Source organism: Burkholderia sp. PAMC 26561 (genome assembly GCF_001557535.2).
Classification (GTDB): domain Bacteria; phylum Pseudomonadota; class Gammaproteobacteria; order Burkholderiales; family Burkholderiaceae; genus Caballeronia.
This window is the reverse complement of the sequence record NZ_CP014310.1, coordinates 512079-533999: the sequence shown is the minus strand read 5'-3', so window position 1 is coordinate 533999 and position 21921 is coordinate 512079. Positions and strand designations below refer to the sequence as shown.

Annotated in this window: 17 protein-coding genes and 3 pseudogenes; 8 read left to right on the top strand and 12 right to left on the bottom strand. The window is 56.1% G+C overall.

The window, feature by feature from the left end; translation table 11 throughout:
* Positions 1-338: 338 nt before the first annotated feature.
* The 6 genes from AXG89_RS33130 to AXG89_RS33105 form a co-directional block, all read right to left on the bottom strand.
* Positions 339-1940, bottom strand: coding sequence for a carboxylesterase/lipase family protein (locus tag AXG89_RS33130; RefSeq protein WP_218778198.1), 1602 nt, complete (start codon positions 1938-1940; stop codon positions 339-341).
* Positions 1941-2129: 189 nt separating this feature from the next.
* Complete coding sequence (locus AXG89_RS33125) at positions 2130-3266, bottom strand: porin (protein ID WP_062174829.1); 1137 nt, start codon at positions 3264-3266, stop codon at positions 2130-2132.
* Between the two features lie 60 nt (positions 3267-3326).
* On the bottom strand, positions 3327-4256 hold the full coding sequence (locus AXG89_RS33120) for a VOC family protein (RefSeq protein WP_062174828.1): 930 nt from the start codon (positions 4254-4256) through the stop codon (positions 3327-3329).
* 22 nt (positions 4257-4278) lie between these two features.
* Positions 4279-5124, bottom strand: a complete 846-nt coding sequence (locus AXG89_RS33115; protein ID WP_062174827.1) for a fumarylacetoacetate hydrolase family protein — start codon at positions 5122-5124, stop codon at positions 4279-4281.
* Between the two features lie 40 nt (positions 5125-5164).
* Complete coding sequence (locus AXG89_RS33110) at positions 5165-6496, bottom strand: MFS transporter (protein ID WP_062174826.1); 1332 nt, start codon at positions 6494-6496, stop codon at positions 5165-5167.
* A gap of 122 nt (positions 6497-6618) precedes the next feature.
* Positions 6619-8316 (bottom strand): FAD-dependent oxidoreductase, encoded by a 1698-nt coding sequence (locus tag AXG89_RS33105; RefSeq protein WP_062174825.1) that lies wholly within the window; start codon positions 8314-8316, stop codon positions 6619-6621.
* A gap of 103 nt (positions 8317-8419) precedes the next feature.
* On the opposite strand from AXG89_RS33105, the gene AXG89_RS33100 reads away from it, so the two are divergent.
* On the top strand, positions 8420-9337 hold the full coding sequence (locus tag AXG89_RS33100) for a LysR family transcriptional regulator (RefSeq protein WP_062003908.1): 918 nt from the start codon (positions 8420-8422) through the stop codon (positions 9335-9337).
* A gap of 200 nt (positions 9338-9537) precedes the next feature.
* Here the strand turns inward: AXG89_RS33100 and AXG89_RS33095 are convergent.
* The 3 genes and pseudogenes from AXG89_RS33095 to AXG89_RS33085 form a co-directional block, all read right to left on the bottom strand.
* Positions 9538-10265 (bottom strand): annotated as a pseudogene (locus AXG89_RS33095) (IS6 family transposase); the annotation flags it as partial.
* 48 nt (positions 10266-10313) lie between these two features.
* Positions 10314-11582 (bottom strand): porin, encoded by a 1269-nt coding sequence (locus AXG89_RS33090; RefSeq protein WP_082771714.1) that lies wholly within the window; start codon positions 11580-11582, stop codon positions 10314-10316.
* A 379-nt stretch (positions 11583-11961) separates the two neighbouring features.
* Positions 11962-12696 (bottom strand): annotated as a pseudogene (locus AXG89_RS33085) (IS6 family transposase).
* Positions 12697-12879: 183 nt separating this feature from the next.
* Between AXG89_RS33085 and AXG89_RS33080 the strand changes: the two are divergent.
* From AXG89_RS33080 to AXG89_RS33050, 6 genes and pseudogenes are all read left to right on the top strand, one after another.
* A complete protein-coding gene (locus tag AXG89_RS33080) occupies positions 12880-14229 on the top strand; it encodes an MFS transporter (RefSeq protein WP_069638489.1) in 1350 nt (449 codons plus the stop codon).
* Positions 14230-14254: 25 nt separating this feature from the next.
* On the top strand, positions 14255-15259 hold the full coding sequence (locus AXG89_RS33075) for an ornithine cyclodeaminase family protein (protein ID WP_062174822.1): 1005 nt from the start codon (positions 14255-14257) through the stop codon (positions 15257-15259).
* Between the two features lie 288 nt (positions 15260-15547).
* A pseudogene (locus AXG89_RS33065) lies at positions 15548-17190 on the top strand (HAL/PAL/TAL family ammonia-lyase).
* 203 nt (positions 17191-17393) lie between these two features.
* Positions 17394-18581 carry a porin gene (locus AXG89_RS33060; RefSeq protein WP_062174820.1) on the top strand — a complete coding sequence of 396 codons (1188 nt, stop codon included), beginning with the start codon at positions 17394-17396 and terminating at the stop codon, positions 18579-18581.
* 169 nt (positions 18582-18750) lie between these two features.
* Positions 18751-19560 (top strand): phosphate/phosphite/phosphonate ABC transporter substrate-binding protein, encoded by an 810-nt coding sequence (locus AXG89_RS33055; RefSeq protein ID WP_062174819.1) that lies wholly within the window; start codon positions 18751-18753, stop codon positions 19558-19560.
* A gap of 80 nt (positions 19561-19640) precedes the next feature.
* Positions 19641-20186, top strand: a complete 546-nt coding sequence (locus AXG89_RS33050; RefSeq protein WP_082771713.1) for a DUF302 domain-containing protein — start codon at positions 19641-19643, stop codon at positions 20184-20186.
* 297 nt (positions 20187-20483) lie between these two features.
* On the opposite strand, the gene AXG89_RS43850 is transcribed toward AXG89_RS33050, so the two are convergent.
* From AXG89_RS43850 to AXG89_RS45130, 3 genes are read right to left on the bottom strand one after another with little or no spacing between them, the layout of a single operon-like run.
* Positions 20484-20627: a hypothetical protein gene (locus AXG89_RS43850; protein WP_236873580.1), complete on the bottom strand. Its 144-nt coding sequence runs from the start codon at positions 20625-20627 to the stop codon at positions 20484-20486.
* Positions 20628-20648: 21 nt separating this feature from the next.
* Complete coding sequence (tnpA, locus tag AXG89_RS43845; RefSeq protein ID WP_236873579.1) at positions 20649-20906, bottom strand: IS66 family insertion sequence element accessory protein TnpA; 258 nt, start codon at positions 20904-20906, stop codon at positions 20649-20651.
* 53 nt (positions 20907-20959) lie between these two features.
* Entirely contained in the window at positions 20960-21046 is an 87-nt protein-coding gene (locus tag AXG89_RS45130; protein ID WP_442861787.1) for a hypothetical protein, read from the bottom strand.
* Between the two features lie 117 nt (positions 21047-21163).
* Between AXG89_RS45130 and AXG89_RS33030 the strand changes: the two genes are divergently transcribed.
* Complete coding sequence (locus tag AXG89_RS33030; protein ID WP_062003896.1) at positions 21164-21880, top strand: UTRA domain-containing protein; 717 nt, start codon at positions 21164-21166, stop codon at positions 21878-21880.
* Positions 21881-21921: the final 41 nt, after the last annotated feature.

Genomic DNA, 21921 nt, shown 5'->3' with positions numbered 1-21921 from the left:
TAGAAAAGCGACGACCAGCGAAAACGCGGTATGCCCGTTATCGATGGCATTGACGCCCTGCACGGCGCTCGTCAATAGTCAATTCGACCGTCGCTGCTCACCTCGACAATCATTCGCAGTTACTCGATCCCCAGCTTCTGACTTATGGGGTTTTAACCGCATCAAGCATCTGGCTCAAAGCCGATTAACGGAGACGAAAAGTTGACCGTGCGCTTCACAACACTGCGCTTCTATCACTGAACGGTCGTCTAGGCAGCGCTCTCGGTCTCGGACGCTTGGTTGGTAGACGAACAGTCATGCGCACCGCGACATCGTTCGCAATGCGCTGATCGTTATGGCTAGAAATGAAATCCCAAACTCCCGTTGTTTCTAAAGCTATTGAGGAATTGAAAACGTGCTGTGGACACTTCCGGCTGTGCCTGGACCGGTGTCGCAAGGCCCATAACCAAACCACCCGGCCCGGTGTAGGCCGGCCAGTTCGGCAATCCGCTGCCGTTTGGATTGCCCGTCTTCGCAAAATTGGTCCAGTAAGACGACATTGCGTCGGCTACCGCCAGATCACTTGCATTCACTGCACCGTGCCCATTAGGAACAAGATCCTGAAAAACGTAAGGGACCTCTGATACGTGAATAGGCAGCGGGTTATACGGCGACGTTTGGCTAAAATAGTAGGAATATACCGGGGACTGTCCCGCCGTTCTTTGTAAGTTTGCCATTTCCCACGTCTGGGAGGCAATGATGAGATCTCCCGCTAGAGTCACCTCGGACTGCTGGGCCTGCGCGTTCGTGCTGGCAGGGTAAAATTGCAGAAACGTGGTGATGTTGTTCGTACCGAAGGCTGAGGTTGCCGCGGCCGTGAAATTCGCGGCGCTGTCGCTCGGTATGCCGGCGGTAGCAGCGAAGATCACGCCCTCGTCGGCATTTTGACCTTCGAGTAACGGGACATGCTGCTGCTGACCTGCGGCAAACCGAGAATAGGGATCGGCGGGCAAGACATAACCGTCAACGCTCGGGCTGTAAGCGGCCTCCGTCGGATCTGCCATTAACTGCGCTGCAGGGATGGCGCGAAGGTCGGCAATTGTCTTCGCGCCTAATGCTGCGCCCAAGTGCGTGCCGATTTGCGAGGCGGCGACATGAGATGCCATCACGCCTTTCGGACTTTCCCAAAACGCGCCGCTCTCGGCAATTGCCTTCTGAAAAGTGCCTGTCGTCAGTGGAGATGCCAGCAGAATACCCACTGCATGGGCGCCAGCCGATTCCCCGAATACGGTGATGTTGGAAGGATCCCCTCCAAATGCAGCGGCGTTAGCCTTAACCCATTGAAGCGCGGCGATTTGATCAAGCACACCATACATCCCGGACGACTTGCCCCCTGATTCAGCATCCAAATCTGGTCGTGTCAGGAAACCAAAGACGCCTAGGCGGTAGTTGACCGATACAACAACAACGCCTTTTTTCGCGAGGTTGCCGCCTTCCCAGCGTGGATCTCCAGATGTGCCGAACTGGAATCCGCCACCATGAAGCCACACCATGACCGGGCGTTTATCGGTGGTTGACTTCGCGCCCGTCCAGACATTCAATGACAAACAGTCTTCGTTTGCCTGACTGTTGTCCACAGGGCCGAATGCGGTTCCCTGCCAGCACGTGGGCCCGTATTGAGTCGCCTGCTTGTTGCCCGTCCAATGCGCGACCGGCTGCGGCGCTTGCCATCGCAACGCTCCGACCGGTGCCGCTGCATAAGGGACACCCTTGAAGCTAATAATTCCTGAGGCATCTGCTGGATTACCTACCAAGACGCCGGCGTCAACCATTGTCTGGTTTTGTGCCAAGTTCGTCGAAGGCTGGTTCCCTCCGTCGGAGCTGCCGCAGGCGCTCAAGAGTATGCTGGCGCAGCCTAATGCTGCCCCACAGCAGACGTTTTTACTGTGAATACGGAACATTGCTTGTCTCCACCGCTTAGTTATACGACTGGCCAAAGCCTACGGGAAGTGCTTTGCCGTCCGTAGGCTCTTTTTAGTGTATGGGTCAATTCTTTATGAAGCTTGAGCCATACTGCTTCGTTTACCTTCGATTTGAATTCGCGCAGTTCTATGCAACGAAGCCAATCCCACGTCATTCAAAGCAGCGCATTAAAAGGTGTGGCGAATGCCGACCATCACGCCCAGTTGGCCAATGCCGGCGGCCGGTGTTGTTCCCGCCCCGCCCTGGCTAAGCGTGTATTTTGCTTTTGCACTATTGAACAAGTAACCACTTTGCAGATAAACGCCGGTCCGCTTAGATAACAGGTAAGTTCCTCGAAGCGCGGTCAACGTTGCGCGGGTGTCTTGTTGTTTATCGACCATGCGGTACACCCCGCCGTCTAAGATCACCGAGGGCGTCACAAGATAAATTCCAGTAAGATAGAAAAGATTAGTGCGCACGTCAGGAATCGAGGGCAGCACCGTTTCCACACGACGGCCGAGCCACCCTCCGCCGATCTTTAACGGTCCGACTTTAGCGTAGCCGTTAAGCTGCATCCGCACATCCTTGTCCCCGGACTGGGTCAGCGCAAAGGGCGCCACGCCGTTGAATATGTTGGCGGCAGCACCTGGGCCGCCGCGCTGCTCGTCGTACGAGCTTGCAACCCCGAATGAATTCGCATCGTAGCGGAGCAACGCGGACCATTGACGACACGCCTGAACGTTGCCAGGAATTGAACCTGCGCACGTTCCTTGCCCTGGCGAATTACCGGTCCCCGCCGCATCGCGGCCAAACGAATAGGTCGCGCCTGCAGTGACGCCTGCATAGCTACCTTTGTAGGCGATCGTGTTGTCACTGCGGGCATTGGGGATGTACGCGTCGAGCGATCCGACGCCGCCGTAGATGTCCGGGCCCAATGCATCAGAATCGAGGATGGCCCAATAGGACATCGTATATTGGCGCCCAAAAGTGAGCGCGCCATACGGACTTGAGATTCCGACCCATGCTTGCCGACCGAAGAAGCGGCCACCTTGATTGACATCGCCGGCTCGAGTATTAAAGCCGTCTTCCAAAGTAAAAATCGCGGCGAGTCCACCACCCAGGTCCTCCGTCCCACGCAGGCCCCAGCGCGACGGCACCGATCCAGTGATACCGGGCATGCGTACAACCTTGTCACCAGCCGCGTTGGCATGAGTCACAAGCTCTACGCCAGTATCCAAGATACCGTAAAGTGTGACGCTGCTTTGCGCGTAGGCAGATCCGCTGATTGCGAGTGCAACCGCCGTTGCGATCGATTTATATTTCATGTCTCCAAACCCATGTAGTTTTATTGTGTTGGCTAATGCCGCACGTGATAATTCACACCGTCACGCTTCGGTGTTGCAGATGAAATAATCAGGAACATCGGGACCCCATTGATAAAGGGAATCTTCGGGACGAAAATCGCCAGCGGGCCACTCTGAACCCGCGCTGACATAGTCCATGTCGGCCGAATATTCGCTGAACGAACCCCACGGGTCGCGAACGTAGTGAAAATAGTTTGATCCCAGCACATGCCGTCCTGTACCCCAACCGGCTTTGAACCCAGCGGCCGCCATCTGCGTCGCGCCGTTCCCGACCTCGTCAATGCTCGCCACCTCCCACGCAACGTGATGCCATCCCTTGGCGCTGCTTTGAACGAAGGCAACGAGGTGGTGATCGCAGCCGTGCGGGGCATGCGTAAATGCGATGATGTCTGCGGATCGATCCGACAACCGTAGGCCGAGCGCTTCTCGGTAGAAAGCCAATGCGCGAGCGATATCGGGCGTGAACAGCAAAACATGCGACATGCGCCGCGGCCTTACCTTGGCGACCTCCGAGCGCATAAGGGAGCCGCGCGCATTCGCAAGCGTCCTACGCTGCTCGAGCGGTGCCTTCTCGTTGGGTAGCGTCTTCTCGCCGACGCGGACTTGTACAAGATTGCCGTCTGGATCGTTGAACCAAAACCCCTCGCGGTCGCCGTCAGAAGAGGTCAAAATATCAGCGCCCGCGGCTAACACTTGACGCTCGATAGCGGGAAGGTCTCCCTCGAAACAATTGAAACTCAAGTACGCCAACGACTTCGAATCCGACGGCAGGACGCGAGCCCATCGATGCCCGTCAGCGGCTCGTAAATCCAACGCGTTTTCGTTCGATGTAACGTCCAAACCAAACGCATCGAAGAAATATCTTGCATCTGATATCGACGGAACGTTGAGCGCAAAATGGTCGATTGAATGAACGCTGGTGATCGTGTCAAACTGCTGGTCTATGGACATGCTTCCTCCGTCTGGACGTCTCTTACCCGATCTCACCCTCATCGACAATCGTGTTTCGAAGCGTGCCAATACCTTGTACGGACACCTCGCACACGTCTCCATGACGCATCAACAGCTTTGGACTACGCGCCCATCCGATCCCTGATGGTGTGCCGGCAACAATCACGTCGCCCGGTTCCAACGTCATCGCTTCACTAAGCAGCGAGATCAAGGTTGGTACATCGAAGACCATATCGTTCGTGTTGGCGCTTTGGACGAGTTCCCCGTTCAGACGAGTCTCCAGGCGCAACCCCTGAGCACCGAGGGGCAGCTCGTCAGCAGTGACTAAGTCGGGACCGAAAGCGCCGGTGTCGTCGAAATTCTTGCCGATTGTCCACTGCGGTGTTTTAAACTGGTACTCACGCACTGACGCATCGTTAAAGAGCGCATATCCTGCGACGTGAGACAGCGCGTCATTCTTCGAAATATGGCGACCACCTCTACCAAGAACAACTGCTATTTCGCCTTCAAAATCTAAACTATCTGACACCCGAGGGCGCACGATCGGCGCGTTGTGTGCGACCAGGCTAGTGTTCACCCGGAGAAACATCGTCGGATAGTCGGGTTGTTCGAAATTACTTTCTTTCGAATGATCTTTAAAATTCAATCCGACGCACACAATTTTAGGTGGATGACGTAGCGGCGGAAGATACTTCATGCCTATCTCTGATTCAATGTGACCGCCCTCCTGTTTGGCAGCCCATCCAGTCAGGTCGATGCCCTCCGCCAGCAATTCTTCAAGCGTTACCTCCCCCAGCGTGCGGACCGCCCCGTTCTCACGCACTCCTAAAAGCGCTTTCCCATCCTTCTCAAAGCTTACGTATCTCATTTCTTCTCCTTAGTGAAAGCGAAGCGCCGCTTCTAAGTCTTCAAGCGGAGTTCCCGCGGTAAAACCAGCCATTTGCAAGCATTGCCGCGCCTGCGATCACCACTGGGACTGCAAATACAACAAAAGCCGCACTGACTGAATGTAAGGCTGCAAGCAAGATACCGCCGGTCATTGACCCAATGATCGATCCGACGCGCCCGACCCCCAGCGCCCAGCTGACCCCGGTTGCACGTGCCGCAGTCGTATAGAATCCGGCAACAAGGACATTTGCGCCGGTCTGTGCGCCCGAGAGACCCAGGCCCGCCAAAAAGACAGTGATATACACCCATAGCGGCTCGTTAATTGAGAGGCCAATCAAGGCGATAGATACTGCCGCTACCGCATAAGAGCCGGCGAGGACGAAGAACGGATTTGTTCGGTCCATCAGGCGCGCGTTGATAAGCGATCCGATGGTGCCCCCCAGGGGCAGCATGGCGCCCACACGCGCTGCGTGTGCGGCGTCAATACCCGCCTCTGTGATGACGGTTGGCAGCCAACTTGCGATTTGGTAGTACACCCACAGAGTGCAAAAAAACGCGACCCAAAGCAGCAACGTGCCTGTGCGGTACCGTTTGTTAAAAAGGGTTTTGACAGCAGTTTCCTGCGCCGCGTCAGCGCTCGCTTCTTCCGGTACTACGCGGTGTAGCGGCGTGTCTTCGTTTCCGGTTAAGCGCCGGAGAACCGCCTTTGCCTCCCGCTCAAACCGCGGCTTGCCCGCCATAAAACGGAGAGACTCTGGTAGGAATAGCCATACAACCGGTGTCAGACAAAGCGGGAACAGGCCGCCGAAGACGAAAACGCCTTGCCAACCAAAGCTTGGGATCAAAATTGATGCAACCGCCCCGCCAAACGCCAGCCCAAGTGTAAATCCGCAAAACATAAGCGTTACCATTAATGCGCGGCTGCGCGTCGGACTAAATTCAGAGGACAAGGTAATAGCATTAGGCATTGCCCCGCCCAGCCCAGCCCCGGTTGCAAAACGGAGCACGATTAGCCAGAAAGGCGACGGCGCGTACGCGCACGCGAGACTACCTATGCCGAACAAGATGAGTGATATGACAATCACGCGCTTGCGGCCAATCCGGTCGGCGAGCGGTCCAAAAAGAAAACTTCCGACGGTCAGCCCAAACAGACCAGCACCAAAAATCGGTCCGAGTTGTGAGGGACTGAGCGACCACGCTTTTTTTAGCAGTGGTGCCACGTATCCCACCGAAGCCACATCAAAACCGTCAGCTGCTACGACGAGAAAACACAGCATTAACGTGAGCACTTGCAGCGACGATATTTGCTGACGGTCCATCACGTTGTCGGGCGTAGTTGCTTGCACTTGCATTTCTTGTCTCCTGGGGACCGATCGCTCTATGACGAAGCTGATTCCCGATTATTTATTGCGGCGACCCTTTATCTGCCACGCAGATTGGCGGCGCTCTTTTGGGACTGGCTGTATAGCCTTTGTTATGCAGCCGCGTCTACTACCGCGCTCGTACCTTCGGATACTCGTCCAACGGTGTGCAAGGCTGCGGTCACGAACTCCTCATTGAGCTCCTCTCCTCGCCACGCGACATGTTGGTCCGGGCGAATCAACACGAAAGCAGCTTTATAGAGATCTGCCACAACTGGGTCGTCAATATTCAGAACCGCCAAGTGCGGCAGGATGGAGGCGGCACGCTCTAATGCCTGATGGCGCGACGCATTGATACCATGTTGAGCGGTGCAAAGTAACGTGAAGCTGGGTCCGAACCGATCGTACAGCGACCGCCCGTCCGCTAACCACGCGTGAGGCGCACGGTGCCCGGGTCTGGCCGTTGGCACATAGAGGTTTGCCGTATCAACCGGAACGGGACCAGGTTCAGCAGCGACAAGCGGTGATGATTCATAGCGCGTGCCGAGATGGACCCCAGGAATGACAAACTCGGCTGTGGCGTGAAATGCCAGATAGGCCCCGACCGCTTCGCGCGCTGCAGTACCACTGGGCCCGGATGCAAATGTCTCGGCGGGCACCTGAACGCGGCCGATGCTGTCGGCGAAGGCTCTCGCGAACGTTGTGTTTCTCAACGCCGAGGGCTTACGTTCGGCCTCATAGCTAGCTGCCATCGCCTCGCCCGCAAAACCCTTTAACATCGCTTCAAGCTTCCAAGCGAGGTTTGCAGCGTCATCAATACCCGTGTTGTAACCAAGCCCGCCCGTTGGTGTAAACAAATGAGCTGCGTCACCCGCGAGGAAGACATTTCCGAGAGAGAATCTTTCGGCGACAAGCGTGAATCCAGCAGTCCACGTTGAACTACTTTTGAGCTCGAACGGTACATCCGCGCCGATCGCCTCGGAGATGCGCCGTCGCACCGTATCGTCGTCCGGCACCTCATCTTCACGCATCTGCACGTTCATGATGAAATGGCCTTGGCCATCTACAGCAATAATCAACGCGCGCTGCTTAGGACTGAAGGTCCAATACTGCCACGCAGGTTTATGCGGGCTGATTTTGTAAATTTCTGGCGCGTAGAAGTAGACGGCATCCATCTGGCCGCCCATAAAGTCTCGTTTCTCGCCCGACAACCCTTCGAAGCGAATGCTAAGTGCTTTGCGAACCATGCTTCGAGGCCCATCGCAACCAACCAGGTAGCGAGCTTTTATCGATTTTGTCTCAGCCGGCTTGTCCTCGGTTGCATCATATTCGACACTAGCGGTGACGATGTCATCACTTTCAAAAAAGCCGACCACCCGCGCACCGAAGGAGACGTGGCAGGTGTCGTGGCTTCGCGCAGCCTCAAGCAGAATAGGCTCGACAAATAGCTGCGAACAACGGTGGGGCGGCTCGGGCGTTGCCCAGGTGAAAGAGTGCGACTTCGCCCGTTCAACGGAGTCCTTTGAGGCGGGCTGCTCAAGCCTCGCGAGCTCGTGTCCCGCAATCGATGTGAAGTACGCTACGTCCGGCGCGTAGTCAGGCGGCAGTCCCATCGCGCGGACTTTCGACGAAATCCCGATGCGACGAAAGTGTTCCATCGTTCGGGCGCTGTTCGCGTTGGCGGCAGGGTGCGAACTGGTTCCTGGTTTAGCGTCGAAAACTTCGACGCGTATCCCACGCTGTCCGAGTTCGGCCGCGAGAAACAAACCAACCGGGCCACCGCCCACAATGATAACGTCACAGTCCAGCACTTCAGTCTCCGATCTATTTTCTTTGTCTGGACTAGACCATAATCCGTTTTCCTGTATATATCTATTCAATCACTTTCATACTGACAATGAATCTGGTGCATACATGCAACCGCCTGATCTGAACTTTTTATACGTTCTACAGACGCTTGGGGAGGAGCGCAGCGTATCCCGCGCTGCAGACAGGTTAGGTCTCACACAACCTGCGGTCAGTCATGCGTTAGGGAAATTACGTATCCTTTTCCAGGACGAATTGTTCGTGCGTGTAGGGTTATCGATGATCCCGACACCCGTTGGTGAGCGCCTCATTGAAGGCGCTGCGAATGTGCTGAGCGCCGTTCAGCGAGAAATATGGAGCGCCAACGTCTTCGACGCGGCTACCACGACCCGAACGTTTTCGGTGTGCCTTAGCGATATGGGGGTAATCGTTCTGCTGCCCCGTCTTTTGGCGGCGCTGCGGGAACAAGCGCCCCTTGCTACCCTGAAACCCATTCAACTTCCATCGCTAGAACTTGCGAGTGCACTTCAGGATGGCGAGGTTGACCTCGCGATCGGGTATTTGGGAAAAATGGGAGATGCGCTGCATCAGCAACCGCTCTTCAGGCGCTCTCTGGTCGGGATCATCAAGGGCGGGGTCACACGTAAAAAAGTAAAACTGACGCTGGAGCAGTTCATAGCCGCTAAGCACGTGGTGTCCGGAACTCTAGCAATAAGCAATCAGCTACTAGAAAAAGAATTAAAACGACGAGGCGCGCGTTTGAAGGTCGGCATCGCCGTGCCTTACCTGCTCGCTGTACCGAGCCTGGTCGCGACGTCCGACTTCATCGCGGCGGTTCCCGACGAACTCGCCGAACTTTTCTCTCTCTTGGCGAACGTTGATGTCTTTACACTTCCTGTCCCATTGCCCGACCTGACTGTTCAACAATTCTGGCATGCGCGGTTTCACAACGATGCGGGCCACCGGTGGTTCCGAGGCGTGGTCGCAAGTACGTTTGGCTCGGACAGCAGTCAACACCGCAGTTGATGACCGAATGACCGTGCTCACTGAACGAAGAAATTCCAAACCACTCGGTGACGGCTTGATTGCAATCCGCCGCCTACAGCACGGTGTGGGGCGATATTGCTTTACCGTTCCAGTAACCACGATCTCGTCGTCCGACTGCCCTAGGTTGTGTCGCGATAAGGTCGGCGAAGCGAAAACTTCTGTGATGAAAAGGGTCCTTGCGCCACCAACAGATAGAACTGATCGGCGGGGCTTCGGTTAACGCCAGCGTCTTTCATCTGGCCTTTGCTGATCATTGCATCGTCTCAATGCCGGACAGGATGATGCGTGCACACCGGAAATCCTTGAACCCCATCATCGGCTTGATGATGCGTTTGATGGCACGGTGATCCTGCTTGACGACGTTATTCAGGTATTTGTTTTGCCGAACCTTGATCGGCGTTGAACGCTCGGCATTGAGCGCTTCAAGCGCAGCCAGATTCGCGCCGCTCTTGGCCACCGTAATTGTCCCGGGCTCGCCGTTATGGTCAATCGCCTTCTCGAAGTAGCGGCGAGCAGCGGCCTTATCGCCATGGGCGCGCAGCAGGAAATCCACCGTGTTGCCGGCCTTGTCGACGGCACGGTCAAGTATTTCCATTGGCCCTTGACCTTGACGTAGGTCTCATCGACGCGCCAGCTCTTGCACGACAGGCCGTTTGCGATCGCGGAATGCCTTTTCAAACACCGGCAGCAACTTGATGACCCAGCGGTGCATGCTCGAATGATCCGCTTCGATTCCCCGTTCGGCCATTATTTCCTCAAGGTTGCGCAGGCCCAGCGAGTACGCCACATACCAGCGCACCCACAGCAGACTTACATCCAGTGGATAGTGCAGTCGCTTCAGTACCTTGCCAATGCCGGTGGGCAGCGTCTTGCGTGGCGTCTTCGTCCTTGCCATCGTGCTCGTCATGCTTGGTAATTGGACCAATTCTACTTCATCGCGTTAGCGCGACAGAACCTAAAACCGCACGCTTATGCCGACTCGCGCGGCGATCTGATTCCCGGTGCTCGACGCGCTGACGGTCGTCAGATCAGCGACTGCCGCCCTCCCGGTCGAATCAATGCCCGAAGCATGCTGCCACGCAGCCTCTGCATACAGACGCGTGCGTTTGGACAGGAAATATTGAGTACCCAGGGTCACCTGGCTGTATTTCGCCTCGTCTGCGTGAGTATAGGCGTAGGAGATGCCAACTACGGCCGCTGCAATGATCCGCGCGGAGTATGCAACCTCAACGCTGGTGATCGACGGGCTTGCGCCGCCGCGAGGCGTCGTTGCCGTTTTCACAACACGGTTGAACTGCGTACTTGTCAGATTGACGCCGATTGTCGACGCGCCGATAGTCAAACCCGCGCCCACGCCGAAAGCGTCGAGACTCGCTGCCGAGCTATAACCCAGATAGATGGGATTATTGACTGGGTTACTAAACGGTGTATTGCTGCTTGCGGTCGCAGCCCCATCGAAGTAAGTGACCGTTGGATCGTTGATGTGATGGTAGACAGCGCTCGCGGAAAACGGACCGCCGGCATAATGGGCGGCCATACCCCAAAGCTGATTGGTGCCGACGGAACCGGACACGCCGCCGACCCCATACAAGCCTCCGAAAGAGAAACCGCCGAGGGAAGGACTCGCGTACTTGACGGTATTGCTCAGCTTGTAGGAGATGAAAATGTTGTCGAGGTCGCCGGCGTGGGTGCCCAACGGACCGGAGAACTGAACGCTTCCGGAGTAGGCACCCAGATAGTCGCCCATCACGTCGTCTTGCCGACCGAGCGTCAGCGTTCCCCACTGCGAGTTCAAGCCGACGTAAGCAAGCCGGCCGAATTCGCGGCCATTTTGCAGAAGCTGTCCGGTTTGCAGGTTGAAGCCGCTTTCCAGCTTGAAGATAGTGGACATTCCGCCTCCTAGATTCTCTACGCCGGTCAGCCCCCAGCGGCTGCTTCCCAGGCCGCCGCTGGTCGCCTGCGTCGACGACGCTCCCCCTTGGTTGTTCGTGTACGTGATCCCCCCATCGGCAATACCGTACAGGGTGACGTTGTTGGCCTGAGCATGAGCCAGTGTGTTCAACGTTCCGAGAAAGAGAACTACACATATCGTGGCAAGCCGACGTTGCCCCAAGCGCTGATAGCTATCTATTCTTGAATAGATACCGATTGGTCCTCCGTTTATAAGCATAACGAAATTTATTTTAGTCATGTTCAAATGTCTTTGATCAGATTTGGTTTTCATAATTCCGTCGTAGCTCGACCGCGGTCGACGCGGCGCAAGTAGTGGGGCCGATGCTCAGAAAGCAAGCATGATCTAATGGTAAATGTATAGACAATCTGACTGCAACAAAAAAATAACAAAAAAGCCTCTTGCTGACGATTTGTAAGAATATTGCTTATGAAATAAGCCATCCATGTTCGGATCGCGTGGCGAAATCTCGGTAACTGCTGCATGCTTTCGGCATTGCAGCTGTCGAAAACGAGGTGCCCTCGAACTTCGATATCTCAATTTTAGTCAATTCAAAACTCTATAACCCGAGTTCCAAATGAGGCAGACTACTTCAAGGGGCGTTGTCAACTTGCCAAGAATAGAACGGCACGACGGGCAGTGTGACGATTGGTCAGAAAGCGCTCGATGGACTTTGGGTGATTCGGCGAATTCACGCCAAGCGACGAACCGAGCGGCGAGATGTTTGCGATAGAGTGAAGCGCTTAGCAGATGCCGCTTCAGCGCGAAGTGTTGGCGAATCGGACCAAAGCACGAGAGATACTGCTGCGTGCGTTTCAGGTTGCTAAAGCCGCGCATGCAACGCTCGGGTTCGCGTGTAGGTTGATTGCTGTTTTCGGATCGGTTATTAAGCCGGGCAGCCGCTTTGACGAATACGTGCTTCACGCTCGCAAGCTCCGGGATCTCGGCTCTGGCGGCCGGTAGCTGCGTAACTGACCCGTGACGATCTTGCGTGGCAAGGGGCTCGAGCGCAGCACGCGCTTGAAGAAGCGTTTGGCGGCGGCTTTATCACGCCGCTTCTGCACCAGGATGTCGAGTTCGGCGCCATGTTCGTCTACCGCACGCCACAACAGATACGGTTCACCTCGCAAACGTGACGAACATCTCGTCAAGGTGCCACGTACTACCCGGCTTGCGTCGCACCGCTATTACTCGATGAGCAAAGCCCTTACCAAATTTGTCACTCCTGCATCGGATCGTGTCGTATGTCACGATCACGCCGCGCTCGAAAGAGCAGTTCCTCGATGTCGCGCAAGCTCAACTGAAAGCGGAAATACCAGCGCACGGCGCAACTGATGACCGCAACTGGAAAACAATGACCGTGATAAAGCGATTTTGATTTCTTCACCTCGCCATCTTTTGTGAGTGGCCCAACAACCTAACAACGCCCTCTGGATTGATACCGGCAAGATATGTATAGACAATCTTAAATGGCGCTGCTACTTTGCGAAATCAATGAAGTCGCTTGCGCAGCCGATGCCCAAAAAAGAGCCGAGGACGCGGCAGAGGCACTGGAAAAGGAACGAACAACATGAACGAGACAAATCTGATTCTTGGTGGACGGAAGGCATGGACAATTGTCGTACTTGTCTTTCTGTTCATGCTAATCAACTTCGCGGATAAGGCGGTCGTTGGCTTGTCAAGCACGGCGATCATCACCGAATTACGACTAACTCACGCGCAGTTTGGCGCGTTGGGAAGTGCGTTCTTTTTGCTGTTCTCAATTTCGGGTGTCGCAATTGGATTCCTGTCTAACCACGTCTCAACCAAACGCATCATGCTGGTAATGAGCGTGATCTGGGCCCTGGCACTTTTACCCATGACAGGGACCGTCAGCTTTGTCGCGCTATTTGGCAGCCGGGTGATTCTCGGCGCTGCGGAAGGACCTGCATTTCCTGTCGCACTTCACGCCGTGTACAAGTGGTTTGGCGATAACCGCCGAGCCGTGCCGACCAGCGTTGTTGCATGCGGCGCCGCGTTCGGAGCCGGCGTGGTTGCGCCACTCATCACATGGATCATCGTGCGTTACAGCTGGCATGCCGCTTTTGCCGCGCTGGCTGTGGCGGGTCTCGCCTGGGCCATCGTCTGGGCCGCTGTCGGCGAGGACGGGCCCATAGGCCACGTGATAGCAGACGGCGTAGCGCCCACCCGCATTCCTTACCGCTATCTGATTCTGAGCCGTACCGCGCTCGGCGTGTATATAGCAGGCTTCGCCGCATACTGGATGATTGCGCTTAACATCGTCTGGCTTGCCAACTATCTGATCCGGGCTGTTCACCTCAGCCCCTCGACGGCGGCTTGGGTGATTGCCCTCCCCTCGGTGATGCAGATCGTGCTGGCACCCTGCTTCGCATTCATATCGCAACGGCTCGCGAAGAATGGCTATTCGAGCCGCGTTGCACGGGGTGCGTTCGGCTGCATGTGCGTGATCGGCGCCGGTGCGGCGGCGGCCTGTCTACCGATGTTGGCTCTGGGTCCGTTGAAGATCTTTCTGATTGGCCTCGCGTTTTCAATAGGCAGCGTTATCTTCACGCTCGGTTCGACGCTGATCGGAGAAATCTGCCCGTCCTCGCAGCGTGGCGCGCTGCTGGGCATCACCAACTCGGTTCATACTCTTGCCGGCCTGATCGCACCCGTCGCCATGGGCCTGATTGTCGACGTCGGCTCGGACCCCGTCGACGGCTTCCGGACTGGCTATCTTTACGCGGGTCTGCTCGTCATCACTCTCGGTATCGTAGCGGCCCTGCTGATTCACCCGGAAGCCGATCTGCGCCGCTTTCGCCGACTTGGCATTACGCAATCGCCGGACGAAACGACGGCACCCACGCAAAACCACTCGCACATGTCCGCACCTCCCGCTAAAGGCGGCCTGTCGGATTAACACCTATTTTTTCAGGAAACCCTCTATGGAATCGATTCATTTCACCTTTCTGAACCGTCTGGACGTCGAGCGACTGGAGTTGACGGACGCGGAGATTCTGGCTGCCGTGGAATCGGCGCTGGCCGCCCAGGGCAATCGCGAAACCGTGATCGAACCCCGTGTCCATTTGATCCCGAAGGATTCGGCGGAAGGACACTTTAACGTACTGCGCGGGGTCATCCACCCGCTCGGACTTGCGGGCGTGAAAGTGGTCGGCGACTTCGTCAACAACTATCAGCGCGGTTTGCCTTCAGAGCTAGCCGTGCTTAACCTTTTTGATCCCGAGACAGGTGCCCCGAAAGCTATCCTCGATGCAACGTCGATCACAGATATGCGCACCGGCGCGATGACCGCGTTGGGAGCCAAATATCTAGCCCGCAAAGGCAGCAAGGTTCTTGCGCACATCGGTGCGCGCGGCACGTCCTACTGGAACGTGCGACTGCTCGACCACCTGTTCAACTTCGACGAAATCCGTGTGCATTCGCGGCGCGAAGAAAGCCGCAATGCGTTCGCGCAGCGGCTGTCCCAAGATCTCGGGAAGCCAGTCCGGGTCACTGAGGATTGGGAATCCTGCGTACGCGGCGCAGACATCGTGGTGGAAGCATCGCGCCTGCCAAAACCGGAACCGCTGCTAAAAACCGAATGGATCAAGCGCGGAGCGCTGGTAATGCCCTATGGCACGATGAGTGCCGTCGAGCTCTCACTGACGGATATCATGAACAAGATGGTGGTTGACGATTGGGGCCAGTGCCGCAAAGGTCTGCCGTTCGGCTCACTCAGGCAGCACGTCGACACCGACCGCCTTTCGGAAGAAACGCTACATGCGGAGCTTGGCGAGATCGTGGCGGGCAAGAAGGCCGGCCGCCAGAACGACGACGAGACGATCCTGTTCTGGCATCGCGGCCTCAGTCTCAGCGACATCGGGCTGGCTCACGCGATGCTCGAGAAAGCGAAGCGCCTCGGCATCGGGCAATCGTTGCAGTTCGCCTGACGTCCGCAGTCGAGTCAACTCCCTATAGTCACGAAGCGGTATCGCACGGGGCTGCGGCGGCCATCAACAAGCGCGGCAGCCTTCACTGTTATCCATAATAAGAAGAGATTTTCCGTGGAAACAGGGTGGAAAAATATTTTGGAAAGATCCTTCCCGAAAAGAATATTGAAAAATTGCGAACATATGTATAGACAAAGTATTCTCGTTTGGACGGCTTGAAATTCCGTCTTGACTCGCGCATCCACCTCGGGCGCGGAGACCAAAGGAAACTTTCCACGAAGGAAACTCATGCTCAACCCTGTCACACAGATATTCAGCGCGATTCTGTTGCTTCAAGCCTTGACGTGCCATGCCGCCGTTACCTTAGAGGGCAAGTCGGCCACTCCGGAAACGATCGGCAACATCGCAATGGGCGAACAGGTTGTCGTTGCACCTGCGGCCATGAGGCAAGTCGCGAAAGGGCATGACCTGTTGCTCGAAGCCGCCGTCGAGGGGCAGCGCATTTACGGTCTTACCGTTGGCGTTGGTATGAACAAGGACCGTCAGATGGTCGATGCTCAAGGTAAGCTTACGACCGACGTCATTGAGGCTTCGACACGTTTCAATGCCGCGCTGCTTCATGCGCATTCGGGGGGCGTGGGCCCAGACATGGACGTCCGAACCGCCCGCGCTGCTATGGCGACGCGTCTGAATCAAATGCTCGTCGGTGCATCGGGGGTGCAACCCGCAGTCGCAGAAAAGTACGTCCAGTTCCTGAATTCTGGCATTACCCCTCGATCCCGATCGAAGGGTCGATCGGTGAAGCGGACATTACTATTCTGAGCCACGTCGGTTTAACAATGATGGGCGAAGGCGACGTGTATTACCGCGGCGTAAAAGTCGCTGCCGCGACTGCGCTAAAAGCCGCTGGAATCGAACCGATCCACCCGTGGGGAAAAGACGCACTGGGTATTCTCAGTTCAAACGCTTACTCTACGGGTATGGCGGCGCTCGCGCTTATTGATCTCAAGCAACTGAGCCACGTCGAAAAAGTCGTCTACGCGATGAGTCTGCAGGGCTTGAATGGCAACGTTTCGCCGTTTCTCGAAGATACGCTTGCGCTGCACCCTTATCCTCACGTGATTCGGACGGGCGCTGCGTTGCGCGATATTCTCACGGGTAGCAGTCTATGGCAACGGGACGACGAGAGGGCACTACAGGATCCCCTCAGCTTCCGCGATGCGCCTTATCTGCTGGCTGAAATCGACAAGAGTTACGACGAGGACCGCCGGCTCATTGAAATCCAGTTGAATTCATCGGACGATAATCCTGGCGTGGCTATTGGCGTTAAACCGAAAAGCGACCTCTGGCAAGCGAAGCGCAGCTATCTGCAAGAGAAGGACGGATATGGCGCCGTGTTGCCTAACGCCAATTTCGAGCCGCTGCCATACGCGTTATCGTTCGAAGAGACTGGCATCGCGTTGGCGCACAACTCGCTCGCCTCCGCGCAGCGAATCATCAAGATGAACGATCCGCGCTTTACGCACCTAAGCCGTTTCCTCGGCACGGATAACACGCTGCATGCCTTCGGCGCCATGGAGAAGCCGCCGCTGGCATTGGCTGAAGAGAACAAGGAACTTGCGATGCCGGTTTCGATGGACTATCTGTCGGCCGCAGGCGACATAGAAGATATCGCGACCAACGCACCTCGCGTGATTCGCAGGGTGCAAACGGAGATCGATAATTCGTTTGACCTGGTTGCAATCGAACTGATCTCTGCAGCGCAGGCTGTCGAGTTGCGTCAGAAAGCTGGCAAAGGTTTCACGCTGTCACCAGACACACAAAAACTTTTCGACGCATTGCGCAATGTTGTCCCGTTCCGGGATGAAGACCGGTCGTTCACTCCCGAGTTTCGGGCTGCTGCGACGTTGCTCAAGAAATACCAAAACTGACACGGTGTGATCCCGCTCGATTCCGCAAGTTCGACGTTGCGAATCGACTACATGTCAATTCAGGATTCTTTTCTGCAAGTCCACTAATACTGGGAAATTGGGGCGTGTCTTCTGCGTGTGAAGGCGCTCCGTTGTCCGTCGTTTCGTAATCAGTCCGAGAGAAATTTAATTAATTTTCTTTTATATTAAAAAGGACAACTAAGATGAAAAATATATGGCTGGCTGCTGCCTTTTCGGGAATCTGGTCGTTAGCCGCTCACGCGCAAAGTAGCGTGACGTTGTACGGCGTCCTCGATGAAGGGTTTCAATTCAATACCAACGCCAAAAATGTTGTAAAAGGCGTAAATGTCGGTGGCCGTCAATTGACGGTGGATTCGATCAATGGACTGAACGGTAGCCGGTGGGGTTTCCGCGGCACAGAGGATCTGGGTGACGGGCTGAAGGCGATCTTCGATATTCAAGGCGGTATCAATCTGAACACTGGCGCATTCGCGCAAGGTGGCACGCCGTTTGGCCGGACGACCTACGTCGGTTTAAGCAGCCGCAGCTACGGTACGGTGACATTCGGCCGCCAGTACGATCTTGTGGTTGCCTATGTACAGCCCGTCACGAGCACGGGTTACATTGGCGGATCGACGACCTTTGGCCATCCAGTTGACCTCGATAACCTCGTAAACACATTGCGTGTCAACAACAGTATCAAGTATGTAAGCCCAGACTTCAACGGTCTGAACTTTGGTGCCGAGGCAAGCCTTGGCGGTCAGCCGGGCAACGTTACCGGCGGCGGAGGCTATTCGTTCGGGGCGTCGTACAACCACGGGCCAATCACATTGGGCGCAGGCTACAACTTCTTCAAGAACCCAACCGGCCCGACTGCGGGAACGGGATTGTTCACTGACAACGTGAGTGGCGCGAATTCACTGAGCGGCGTCTTGAATAGCAACTACATCACCGCGAGCTCGTACCAGGTCGCGGCAGTAGGTGGTACATACGCGATTGGCCCCGCCCTCATTGGACTGACCTATTCGAATACGCAGTACGGAAATGTCGCCTCCCTCGGCGGTGTATCGCCGAAGTTTAACGACGTCGAAGCTGGTTTGCGCTGGCAGTTCACACCGGCGTTCTTTGCAGGCTTCGCGTATAACTATACGACGAGTACCGGAGTGGAAGTACGTGGCGAGACACTCGGCGACCAGCACTACCATCAGATTGCCGTGCTAGCGGATTATTTCCTGTCGAAGCGCACAGACGTGTATTTTACAGCGGCGGTGCAGAAAGCATCTGGTGTCAGTTCTACAGGGAGTGCTGCCGTCGCAAACATCGGTGGGCTGGGCGATTCCTCTAATGACCGTCAGGCTGTGATGCGCATCGCACTGCGCCACAAATTCTAAGCAACGCGAAAAGATCAGTTCTTCGTCCTTTACGTGAAGCCCGATATCGGTTCGTGGTATCTCGGGAGAACGCGCGGCGGGAGTATCTTGCTGCGCGTTCTCTGAAAACTTCTTTTAAACGGCATCGCAGTATGCCGATATTTGCAAACCAGCGCGGAGGAGCACAAACATGAGAAAAGGTATCGCGTCGTTCCGTATGTACAACGCGTCAGTCAAAACAGCTGAAGCATGGAACTCGCTGTCCAGCAGGCTGTTCGCTGAGCTTGAACTGCAGATCGATATCGTTGCGCATGCGTGGCCGCTGCCATTGACCGAGCTTTGGGCGAGGGAAGATCTTGCTTGTGGATTCATGTGTGGGTGGCCGTTTGTCAACGAGACAGACCACCAGATCGTGCCGCTTGCCGTGCCTGTCCCGGAGCCAGCCTGGTACGCTGGCCTGCCTCGCTATCGTAGTGAGTTTCTCGTGAATCGGAGTTCCGCTGCATGCTCGATGGCGACTGCATTCGGAGGTCGGATTGGCTGGATGTCAGTGGATTCGCAATCAGGATATCAGGCGCCGCGTGCTGCGCTCGGCGCGTTGTCGAATGACGGAAAGCCATTGTTCGCCGCGTCGATCGGGCCACTGCACACGCCAGCCCGTGCGCTGGATGCGCTTAATACTGGTGAAGTTGACGTTGTGGCCGTTGACTGCTTCTATCTGGATCTCGCTCGCCATCACGCGCCGGAGAGCGTCGCAAATTTTCGGACGATCGGCTACACAGCGTGGACGCCGATTCCACTGTTGGTCGCGTCCTCGGCGCGGCCCGAAAGCGAGATCGCGGCAATCCGTGAAGCCTTGGTGTCATTGCATACGGTAGCCGGCTACGATGCCCTTATGCGTGACGTGCTGGTTCGGGAGTTCAGAATGCCGGAAATCGCTGCGTATCGGAGCCTGATCGAGATGGCTGAAGCCTTTCCGTCGTATGACACGATCCGCTAACTGTGGCCACCCCCGTACTGTCCCTCGAGTACAGCGGGTTGGAGAGTACTGTCTTTGTAAATCTACAGATAAAGGTACGCATGATGAAGAAAGCGATCTTGTTTTCACTCGTCCTGATGCTGCACTCGGTGGCGCAGGCGGACGAACTGCTGATGGAGAAAAGCTCCCGATCGGTCTCGGAGACAATCGATCGGGTTGAGGCGGCGGCAAAAGATCAAGGTTTTGTGATCGTTGCACGGGTCGATCACGCGGCCGCAGCGGCGAAGGTCGGGCTCACGCTTCGGCCGACGGCGCTGCTGATCTTCAGCAACCCGAAAGTCGGTACACTACTAATGCGATGCGATCAGCGCGTCGGAATTGATCTACCTCTGAAAGCGCTCGCATGGCAGGACAAGGACGGACAGGTCTGGCTCGGCGCAACGAATCCGGCGGCGCTCAAGTCGCGTTATGAACTGGATGCTGCTTGTGACGCGCCGGTTGCCTCCGCACAAAAGGTCATCAAGGAACTGATGGACTATGGCGCCAAGGCGCCAAGGGTTCGTGACGACGTTGCCACATTAAAACGTTGGCGACGCATTAGGGGTGCGGACGCGCACTTCCACAGAAGGCGGACGGATCTTGGGTGATCCCGGTGAGACATGCCAGGCGGTGAAGCGGGCGCGAAGCCCACGCATGCGCTGCTCGCGTTTGCGCGTCGGTTCATGACTTTTTTCGGCCCGACTCTTCAGCCGCACGCAATCGCATCGACTGTTGATTTGCACCGAAATCAGACCCCTTTGGAGCGGTCGCGCGCAACGAAGACAACAGGTTGCCCGATGCAGGCCTCTGGGCAAGCAACGGCTCGACGAGATACGACAGCCCGTCAATTGCCTTGCGCATGTCTACCGGGTCGAGACAGACGTACGCGCGAACGTCCGAGGCAATCAGCACTGGCCGCCTCCGAGCTGCCCGAGCAGAAATCGCACGATGCGCTCGGCGTGAACGCCGCTCAGTCCGATGCGGACGCCCGTGAGCGAGAGCGTCATCTGGTCACGCGACGGCGATGCGTCAGCCGCGGGCCTTGCCACGGAAGGCTTCGGGACGCCAGTTCAGCATCCAGACTGGCAGACGATGAATGCCGCATCCGCAGTAACCGAGAGCGGCTGCCTGGTCTCCTTGATGGAGCTTGAAAGTTTCTTGCGCCACAGACTGAAGGTGCTTAGCGCAAGACCCTGTTCCCGGCAAAATCGACGAGCGCCGATCCCACTCGCTTTCCAGGTGGTAACCATTTCGCCCCAGAACGCTTCACTTTGCCGTGGGTGACGTGCGCCCATCGCCGTTGCAGCCTTAATGTTCTCGTCTTCCATCACATTGCCCCATTCTCACGAAAGCAACACGTTCACACTCGAGCATGCCAGATTCAAGACGGGATCCGCTGACGCTTACCCTTGTTCAGCCGCCGTGAGGCAAGCCAGATACCCAGCCCATCGTAGACCACCACCTTCATTCGCGTCGAGTGACGATTGGCGAACAGGTATGCGTGACGGGAACTCGGATCCTCCCGAACAAAGCCCTGCCGAATGCCTATACAATCCACACTTTGGTCGCGGGAAGATGTCAGCGTATGGATACGGAAAAAATTGAGACAACGGCGGCTCCAGCCTATCAACAACTGAAGGACTATGTTCGAAAGATGATTGATACGGGGCAGTGGCGCTTAAATGACATGATTCCGACCGAGCTGTCATTGGCGAGCGAATTTTCCTTGTCGCGAATGACGGTGCATCGTGCGTTACGCGAACTCGTGAGTGAGAATCTTCTGACGCGTGTACGCGGACGTGGAACATTTGTCGCCGACCGTCGCCATCAAGCGACATTGATCGAGATCCACAGTATCGCGGACGAAATCCGCGCTCGTGGCGACGTGCATCGCGCAAAGGTCCTACTTGTTGAGTCGACTCAAGACGCCGCAGTGTTGCAAACGCTCGAGCTACCGCAGTTCGGCACCGCGTTCCATTCACGCATCGTGCATTTCGAGAATGACGTGCCGATTGAACTTGAGGATCGGTACGTCAATAGCCTCGTCTTTCCAGACTATTTAGATCAAAATTTTGAGATGGAAACGCCCAATGAATACATGATGCGCGTTGCTCCCGCTCAAGGCGCGCATTACTGGGTGACAGCGCGAAAGGCTAGCGCTATGGTCAGGCAGGCCTTGATGATGCCGATCGGCGAACCGTGTCTAGTGCTACGTCGCCAGACGAATGCTCTAGGACAAATCGCGAGTGATGTCACCCTTTGGCATCCCGCTAGCCGTTATAAACTGAGCGGTAGCCATTGACCTTTTTGCCGCTCGACCCAGGCACCCGTATTTGTTGCGGC